The sequence below is a fragment of the Cellulomonas citrea genome (assembly GCF_009829685.1).
In the GTDB taxonomy this organism is placed as follows: Bacteria; Actinomycetota; Actinomycetes; order Actinomycetales; family Cellulomonadaceae; genus Cellulomonas; species Cellulomonas citrea.
The window spans coordinates 1-7312 of the sequence record NZ_VWSD01000146.1; the positions used below are offsets into that span (position 1 = coordinate 1).

At 73.1% G+C, this 7312-nt stretch carries 7 protein-coding genes and 1 tRNA gene; 1 reads left to right on the forward strand and 7 read right to left on the reverse strand.

Features of this window, described 5'->3' with window-relative positions; genetic code table 11:
* Both F2B26_RS13290 and F2B26_RS13295 read right to left on the reverse strand, forming a co-directional pair.
* On the reverse strand, positions 1-609 hold a 609-nt coding region (locus F2B26_RS13290), incomplete at its 3' end, for a threonine ammonia-lyase (protein ID WP_159810145.1).
* Positions 606-1805, reverse strand: coding sequence for an AI-2E family transporter (locus F2B26_RS13295; protein WP_159810147.1), 1200 nt, complete (start codon positions 1803-1805; stop codon positions 606-608). The genes F2B26_RS13295 and F2B26_RS13290, both read right to left, overlap by 4 nt.
* A 117-nt stretch (positions 1806-1922) precedes the next feature.
* Here F2B26_RS13295 and msrA point away from each other — a divergent pair, with 117 nt between their 5' ends.
* Positions 1923-2585, forward strand: a complete 663-nt coding sequence (msrA, locus tag F2B26_RS13300; RefSeq protein ID WP_235929668.1) for a peptide-methionine (S)-S-oxide reductase MsrA — start codon at positions 1923-1925, stop codon at positions 2583-2585.
* 88 nt (positions 2586-2673) lie between these two features.
* Here the strand turns inward: msrA and F2B26_RS13305 are convergent, their stop codons facing one another.
* The 5 genes from F2B26_RS13305 to F2B26_RS13325 all read right to left on the reverse strand — a co-directional run bounded on the left by F2B26_RS13305 (position 2674) and on the right by F2B26_RS13325 (position 7170).
* Positions 2674-3078, reverse strand: a complete 405-nt coding sequence (locus F2B26_RS13305) for an FKBP-type peptidyl-prolyl cis-trans isomerase (RefSeq protein WP_159810149.1) — start codon at positions 3076-3078, stop codon at positions 2674-2676.
* Positions 3079-3175: 97 nt separating this feature from the next.
* A complete protein-coding gene (locus F2B26_RS13310) occupies positions 3176-4033 on the reverse strand; it encodes a Bax inhibitor-1/YccA family protein (RefSeq protein ID WP_159810151.1) in 858 nt (285 codons plus the stop codon).
* A gap of 184 nt (positions 4034-4217) precedes the next feature.
* Positions 4218-4291 (reverse strand) — tRNA-Leu (locus F2B26_RS13315).
* A gap of 46 nt (positions 4292-4337) precedes the next feature.
* Complete coding sequence (locus F2B26_RS13320; protein ID WP_159810153.1) at positions 4338-5729, reverse strand: NAD(P)/FAD-dependent oxidoreductase; 1392 nt, start codon at positions 5727-5729, stop codon at positions 4338-4340.
* A 19-nt stretch (positions 5730-5748) separates the two neighbouring features.
* Entirely contained in the window at positions 5749-7170 is a 1422-nt protein-coding gene (locus F2B26_RS13325) for a hemolysin family protein (RefSeq protein WP_159810155.1), read from the reverse strand.
* Positions 7171-7312 lie beyond the last annotated feature (142 nt).

The following is a 7312-nucleotide window of genomic DNA, read 5'->3' on the forward strand; positions in this document are numbered from 1 at the left end:
GGCGGCCTGCACCCCGACGACCCGCACCTGCGGCTGGTCGGCGAGCGCCGCGACCACCCCGGCCGCGAGCCCCCCGCCGCCGAGCGGGACGAGGATGGTGCCCACGTCGGGCACCTGCTCGAGGATCTCCCGGCCGATGGTGCCCTGACCGGCGACCACGTCGACGTGGTCGAACGGGTGCACGAGCACGGCGCCGGTCTCCTCTGCGTAGGCCCGGGCGTGCACGAGCGCCTCGTCGACACTGTGCCCCACGAGCCGGACCTGCGCGCCGTACTCGCGGGTGGCGGCGATCTTGGGCAGCGCCGCGTCGACCGGCATGAAGACCAGGGCCTGCAGCCCGAGCGTCCGGGCCGCCAGCGCGACGCCCTGCGCGTGGTTGCCGGCGCTGGCCGCGACCACCCCGCGCTCGCGCTCCTGCGGGGACAGCCGCGACAGGCGGGTGTACGCCCCGCGGATCTTGAACGAACCGGCGCGCTGCAGGTTCTCGCACTTGAGCCACACCGGTGCGCCGACCAGCTGGGAGAGCGCCCGGGACAGCTGCACCGGCGTCTCCTCGATGACGCCGACGAGCCCGGGGCGCGCCGCCTCGACCTCTGCCGCCCCGATCACGCGGTCACCTCCGGCTGCGACGAGCCGGTGGTCGGCGAGCCGGGGGTCGTGCCCGGTCCTTCCGTCCCGGGCTGCCCCGTGCCGTCCTCGCCCGCGTCGGGGGTCGCCTGTCGCCGGTGCACGAGATGGTCGTCGGTGCCCAGGTGCGGGAACTTGTCGTGCCCGTGCAGGTAGAGCACGACGGTGTTGGTGAGCGCCGCGATCGGCACCGCGAACAGCGCCCCGACGATGCCCGCCACGAGCGACCCCGCCGCGACCGACAGCAGCACGGCGACCGGGTGCAACGAGACCGCGTGCCCCATGAGGAAGGGCTGCAGCACGTGCCCCTCGACCTGCTGCACGGCCAGCACGATGACGAGCATCCAGACCGCGGCGACCAGCCCGTGCGACACGAGGGCGACGAGCACGGCGACCGCCCCCGTGACGAGCGCACCGACGATCGGCACGAACGACCCGAGGAACACCAGGACGCCGAGCGGCAGCGCCAGCGGCACCCCGAGGATCGCCGCACCCACGCCGATCCCGATCGCGTCCACGGCCGCCACGAGCACCTGCGTGCGGGTGTAGGCCTCCAGGCTCAGCCAGCCGCGCCGCCCCGCCTGGTGCACCTGCTCGCGGGCGCGCTGCGGGAACAGGCCGACCACCCAGGTCCAGATCGTCCGGCCGTCGAGCAGGAAGAAGATGAGGCAGAAGATCGCGATGAGGGTGCCCGCCCCGACGTGCCCCACCGTCGTCGTGGCGTGCACGGCCCCGGTGAGCAGCTGCGAGCTCATCCCGCTCAGCCCCTGCTGCAGCTGGGCGAGGTAGCCGTCGAGCTGGGCGGAGGAGATGTGCAGCGGCCCCTCGGCCAGCCAGGTGAGCGCGGTGACGAAGCCGTCCTTGGCCGCCGACCACAGGTCGACGATGCCATTGGCGACCGAGCTGCCCGCCGCGACGACCAGCCCGGCGAGCAGCGCGAGGAGCCCGACCACCGTGACTCCGACGGCGAGCGGCCGGGGCAGGTGCAGCCGACCGGTGAGCGCCTCGACCACCGGCCGCAGCGCGATGGTGACCAGCAGCGCGATCGCCACCGGGACGACGATCACCTTGAGCACCGCCACCAGCCACAGCGCGACGGCGACCGCCCCCGCGATCGCCAGCAGCCGCCAGGACCATGCCGCCGCGGACCGCACCGCAGGTGTCACCGTGTTCGCCACGCGACCAGGGTAGGGCCGGGTGCCGACGTGACCGGAACGACCCCACGCCTGCCGCTCGGGAACGCCGGGGGCGCCGGCGGTGTTGGGCAGGGTGCGACACGAGAGACGAGGTGCGAGATGGGCTGGTTGTTCGGTTCGGCGCTCACGACCACGATGGTGGAGCCCGCACAGGCGCTGCCGGGTCGGCCGGAGCCCGCGTACGAGGTGCCGGAGCGCCACCGGGTGCTCGGCACCCCGCTGGCCGGGCCCTGGCCGGAGGGCACCGCGGTGCTCTACCTGGCGATGGGGTGCTTCTGGGGTGCGGAGAAGGAGCTGTGGCAGGTGCCCGGCGTGGTGACCACCGCGGCCGGCTACATGGGCGGCTTCACCCCGAACCCGACGTACGAGGAGGTGTGCACGGGTCGCACCGGTCACACCGAGACGGTGCTCGTGGCCTACGACCCGTCCCGGGTGGGTGCGGACGGCCTGCTGCGCCACTTCTTCGAGCTGCACGACCCGACCCAGGGCTTCCGCCAGGGGGCCGACGTCGGGACGCAGTACCGCTCGGCCGTCTTCACGACGAGCGACGAGCAGCTCGAGCAGGCGCGCAGCATCCGCGAGGCCTACGCCCCGCAGCTGGCCCGCGCCGGCTACGGCGAGATCACCACCGAGCTGGTCCCGGCCACCCAGGCCGGACCGTTCTACTACGCCGAGGGCTACCACCAGCAGTACCTGGACGCGAACCCGAACGGCTACTGCCCCGTGCACTCCACGGGCGTGGCCTGCCGCGTCGGGGCGTAGGCACATGACGATGAGGCCGGGCAGGTGGTCACCTGCCCGGCCTCATCGGTACCTCGGGTCCGTCCGGCCCTGACCGGACGGACAGTTGTCAGCGCGCGTCGACGATGTCGACGACGAAGACGAGGGTGTCGCCGCCGCGGATGCCGGCCTGCGGCACGCCACGGTCGCCGTAGCCGAGGTGCGGCGGGATGGACAGCAGCACGCGGCTGCCGATCTGCTGGCCGACGAGGCCGTCGTCCCAGCCACTGATGACGGCGCCCTGGCCGATCGGGAAGGTGATCGTGGAGCCACGGTCGTAGGAGTTGTCGAACACCCGACCGCCCCACGTCTGGCCGAGGTAGTGCACCTCGATCTCCTGACCGGCCTCGACGAGGTCGCCGTCGCCGCGCGACAGGACGAGCACCTCGAGCTCGGCGGGCGCGGTGGAGTCAGGGAACGTGAGGTTCGGCTTGTCGCCGAAGCCCCCGGTCGCCTCGGGCAGAACTGCGGTCATGACACGACCTCCTGGTGTTGGTGCGCCGGCGGCGCCGGGATCATCCTGCCGTCCGGCACCCACGTCGTCCTGGGATGAGGGGCCTGGGGCCCCTGGGTCAGTTCCTGCCGGACAGGATCGAGAACAGCCGCAGCAGCTCGAGGTAGAGCCACACGAGCGTGACGATGAGGCCGAAGGCGGCGGTCCAGGCGAACTTGGCCGGCACGCCCTGCTCGACACCGCGCTTGATCGAGTCGAAGTCGACGATGAGGCTCGCGGCTGCCAGGCCCACGGCCACCAGACCGGCGATGATCCCCCACGGGCCGTTGCGCAGCGGCCCCCAGGCCGAACCGGGCATGACGAGCATGAGCAGGACGTTGACCAGCGAGAACCCGAGGTACCCGACCATCGCGATGAGCAGCCAGCGAGTGAACTTCGGGGTGACCCGCACCTTGCCGGAGCGGAACAGGATCAGGCTCGCGGCGAACGTGACGAAGGTGCCGAGCACGGCCTGCAGCACGATCGGCTGCGCGGTCCCGGTGGAGCTGCCCTGGACTGCGAGGTTCTGGAACAGGTAGCTGATCCCGCCCAGGAACACACCCTCGGCGATCGTGTAGGCCACGATGAGCGCCGGGCTGGGGTTCTTCTTGAACGAGTTGACCAGGCCGAGCACGAGCCCGACGAGCGCCGCGGGCAGGTAGAGCCACGGCAGCTGCGGCGTCACGGCCCAGGTAGCCGCGGCGACCACGACGAGCAGCGCGAGCAGCCCGCCGGTCTTCACCACGACGTCGTCGTAGGTCATCCGGCGCATCTGGGCAGAGGTCGCCGACGGGGCCGTGTACAGGTTCTCCAGCGAGGCGGCGTCCGCGGTCTGCGCACCGGGCATGCCGTAGGTCTGCACGGCGCCGGGCTGACCCTGCTTCTGCTTGCGGGGATCGCCGAACACGGGGCTGCTGGAGAAGACGGGGTTGCTCATTCCTGGGGCTCCTCGTCGAGGGATGGCTGTCGTAGCGACAACGTGAGGGCTGCCGCACAGGTTCCCGACGTGCGCCGGTGGCGCACGGCAGGTTCGCTCCACCGTAGCGTGCGACCCGCGCCGCTGCCCCGGGACGGCTCGGCGGCTCTGGGCAGGTCACACGGTCGGACGCCAGGAGACCCCGTGCCCCCGCCGGGGCTCGAACCCGGACTGGGCCGGGTTTAAGCCGGCTGCCTCTGCCAGTTGGGCTACGGGGGCCCGGCCCATCCTGGCAGCACCCGGCCGCACCGGTCGCGCGCCGGCCTCAGGCCGTCGGCGCGGCCGGCGGTTCGGCCGCCGCGCGGAACTCCGCCCGCGGGTCGTGCAACGAGCCGAGCGGCACCACCTCGCGCCGGGTGAACAGGTTGAGGGTCCAGCCGGTGGCGATCCGCACGGTGCGCGACGCGGTCGGCATCGCGTACAGGTGGTACGTCCGGTGCAGCACCCAGGCGAGGAACCCGCGCACCTTGAACCGCCCGAACATGAAGGCCACGCCCTTGTACATGCCGAGCGAGGCCACCGTGCCGACGTTGGCGTGCCGGTACGGCTCGAGCTCGGCCGAGCGCAGCACCCGGGCGAGGGTGTCACCGAGGTGCCGGCCCTGGCGCACCGCGTGCTGGGCGTTCGGCGGGCAGGTCTGCCCGGGGTTGACCAGGTCCGGCACGGCCGCGCAGTCACCGGCCGCGTAGGCGTCGGGGACGACCACGCCGTCACCGTCCACCACCTGCAGGTAGGCGTTGGTGCGCACCCGGCCGCGCTCGTCGAGCGGCAGGTCCGAGGCGCCGAGCGCGGGGTTGGCCTTGACCCCGGCGGTCCAGACGAGCGTCTCGGTGTCGAGCTCGGTGCCGTCGGACAGCACGACGTGCCCGTCGACGCACGAGGACAGGAACGTGCCGAGCCGGATCTCGATGTGCCGCGACCGCAGCTGTTCGAGGGCGTAGCCGGCGAGCTCCTCGCTGACCTCGGGCAGGATGCGCCCGGAGCCCTCGACCAGCACGAACCGCAGTTCGGAGCGGTCGAGCGAGGGGTAGTACTTGAGCGCGTCGGCGGCCATGTCCTCGACCTCGGCGAGCGCCTCGACCCCGGCGAACCCGCCACCGACGAACACGAAGCTGAGCATCCGCGCCCGGATGGTCCGGTCGAAGATGGAGGCCGCGGCGTCCATCCGGCCCAGCACGTGGTTGCGGACGGCGATGGCCTCCTCGACGTTCTTGAAGCCGATGCCCTGCTCGGCCAGGCCCGGGATGGGCAGCGTGCGCGCGACGGCGCCCAGGCCCACGACGAGGTGGTCGTAGCTCACCCAGTACGGGTCGCCCTCCTCGGGCGTGATCTGCACCCGGCGCTCGGCGTGCGCGATCCGGGTGACCTTGCCCTGCAGCACGTCGACGTCGTGCAGCGCCCGCCGGTGCGGCGCCACGACGTTGCGCGGGTCGATGGACCCGGCCGCGACCTCGGGCAGGAACGGCTGGTAGGTCATGTACGGCCGCGGGTCGACGACCACGATCGCCGCGTCCCGACGGCCGAGCCGACGGCGCAGCCGCCGCGCGGTGTACAGCCCGACGGTGCCGCCGCCGAGCACGAGCACGCGCGGGGAGATGCGCTGGGCCTTCGAGCGCTCGGCGGACGGGTCGGTGGGGACGGGTGCGGGGCTCGTCATGCCTCTAGCGTAGGCAACCCTACGAAATCGTCCCATCATGTGTGTCGGCCGCCGGTGCGGCACCGTCCTCGGCGGCGGGCGCCGTCGCCGGCGCAGCGGGCGTCCCCTCGCCGGTCACCGGCGCGCCATCGGCCGTCACGGGCACCCGCACGACGCGCACACCGGCGATCCGCCGACCGTCCACCGTCGCCACCTCCAGGTGCACCCCGGGACGCGTCGCACCGTCCGGCCCGACCACCTCGACCTGGTCACCGGGTTCGGCCAGCCGTCCGAGCCGGGCCAGCACGTACCCGGCGACGGTCTCGTACGGCCCGTCCGTGAGCGGCACCCCGGTGCGCTCGCCGAACTCCTCGACGGTGAGGCCGGCGTCGATCTCCCCGCCCTCGCTCGGCGGGGAGGACGGCAGGTCGTACTCGTCGACGATGTCGCCGACGAGCTCCTCGAGCAGGTCCTCGAGCGTGACGATGCCGTCGGTGCCGCCGTACTCGTCGACGACGACGACGATGTGGCTGCGGGTGCGCCGCATGCTCGACAGCGTCGGCAGCAGGGCGTTCGTCCCCGGCAACGAGGTGATGGGGCGGGCGACCGACCCGACCGTGGGGCGCTGCGCACCGGCGGTCACCTCGGCGACCGCACCCAGCAGGTCGCGGACGTGCACGAAGCCGACGACGTCGTCGAAGTCCTCGCCGATCACCGGGTACCGGCTGTACGGCAGAGTGCGCACCAGCGTGGACGCCTCCAGCGCGTCGTCGGCCGCGTTGAGGAAGGTGACCTCGCCGCGCGGCTTCATCACCTCCGAGAGCGACCGGTCCCCCGCCTCGAACACCTCGTCGATGAGCCGGCGCTCGTCGTCCGGCAGGTCGGGGTGGGTGCGGACCAGGTCGCGCAGCTCACCCTCGCTCATCTGCTCCCCCGCCTGCGCGGGGTCGAGCCCGAGGAGCCGCACGATGCCGTTGGTCGAGGCCGACAGCAACCAGATCGCCGGTGTCATCACCGTGGCGAACACGTCGAGCGGCGGCGCGACGTTCATCGCGACCGCGGTGGCGCGCTGCAGCGCGATCCGCTTGGGCACGAGCTCGCCGAGCACGAGCGAGGCGTAGGCGATCACGAGCGTGAGCACGACGAGCGCGACCGCGTCGGCGGCCCCGTCGGACAGACCGAGCCGGACGAAGACGGGCGCCAGCTCGGGTGCGAGCGTCGAGGCCCCGAACGCGGCGGACAGGAACCCGGCGACCGTGACGCCGATCTGGACCGCGGCCAGGAACCGGTTGGGGTTGCGCGCCACCGCCGCGACCCGCGCGCCGCGGGCGCCCTGCCGGGCGAGCTGGGCGATCTGGGACTCGCGCAACGAGACCAGCGCGAGCTCGGTGCAGGCGAACAGGCCGCCGATGAGGATGAACAGCAGGACGAGCGCGATCTGGAGCCAGGTGCTGGCGGACATGCGGAGAGTGTTCCCGGGGTCGGTGGACGGGTCTCCAGCCTACGGGTGCACCGCCGTCGGCCGCCCGCAGTGCTGCGGGCGGCCGACCACGGGCCGTGACGGGTGGGCTCAGCCGGCCGCGGTGGCCGCCGGAGCCGACGGC

Coding starts and splice junctions, on each gene's coding strand:
- msrA (WP_235929668.1), top strand. CDS start 1,923: ATGGGCTGGTTGTTCGGTTCGGCGCTCACGACCACGATGGTGGAGCCC.
- F2B26_RS13305 (WP_159810149.1), bottom strand. CDS start 3,078: ATGACCGCAGTTCTGCCCGAGGCGACCGGGGGCTTCGGCGACAAGCCG.
- F2B26_RS13310 (WP_159810151.1), bottom strand. CDS start 4,033: ATGAGCAACCCCGTCTTCTCCAGCAGCCCCGTGTTCGGCGATCCCCGC.
- F2B26_RS13320 (WP_159810153.1), bottom strand. CDS start 5,729: ATGACGAGCCCCGCACCCGTCCCCACCGACCCGTCCGCCGAGCGCTCG.
- F2B26_RS13325 (WP_159810155.1), bottom strand. CDS start 7,170: ATGTCCGCCAGCACCTGGCTCCAGATCGCGCTCGTCCTGCTGTTCATC.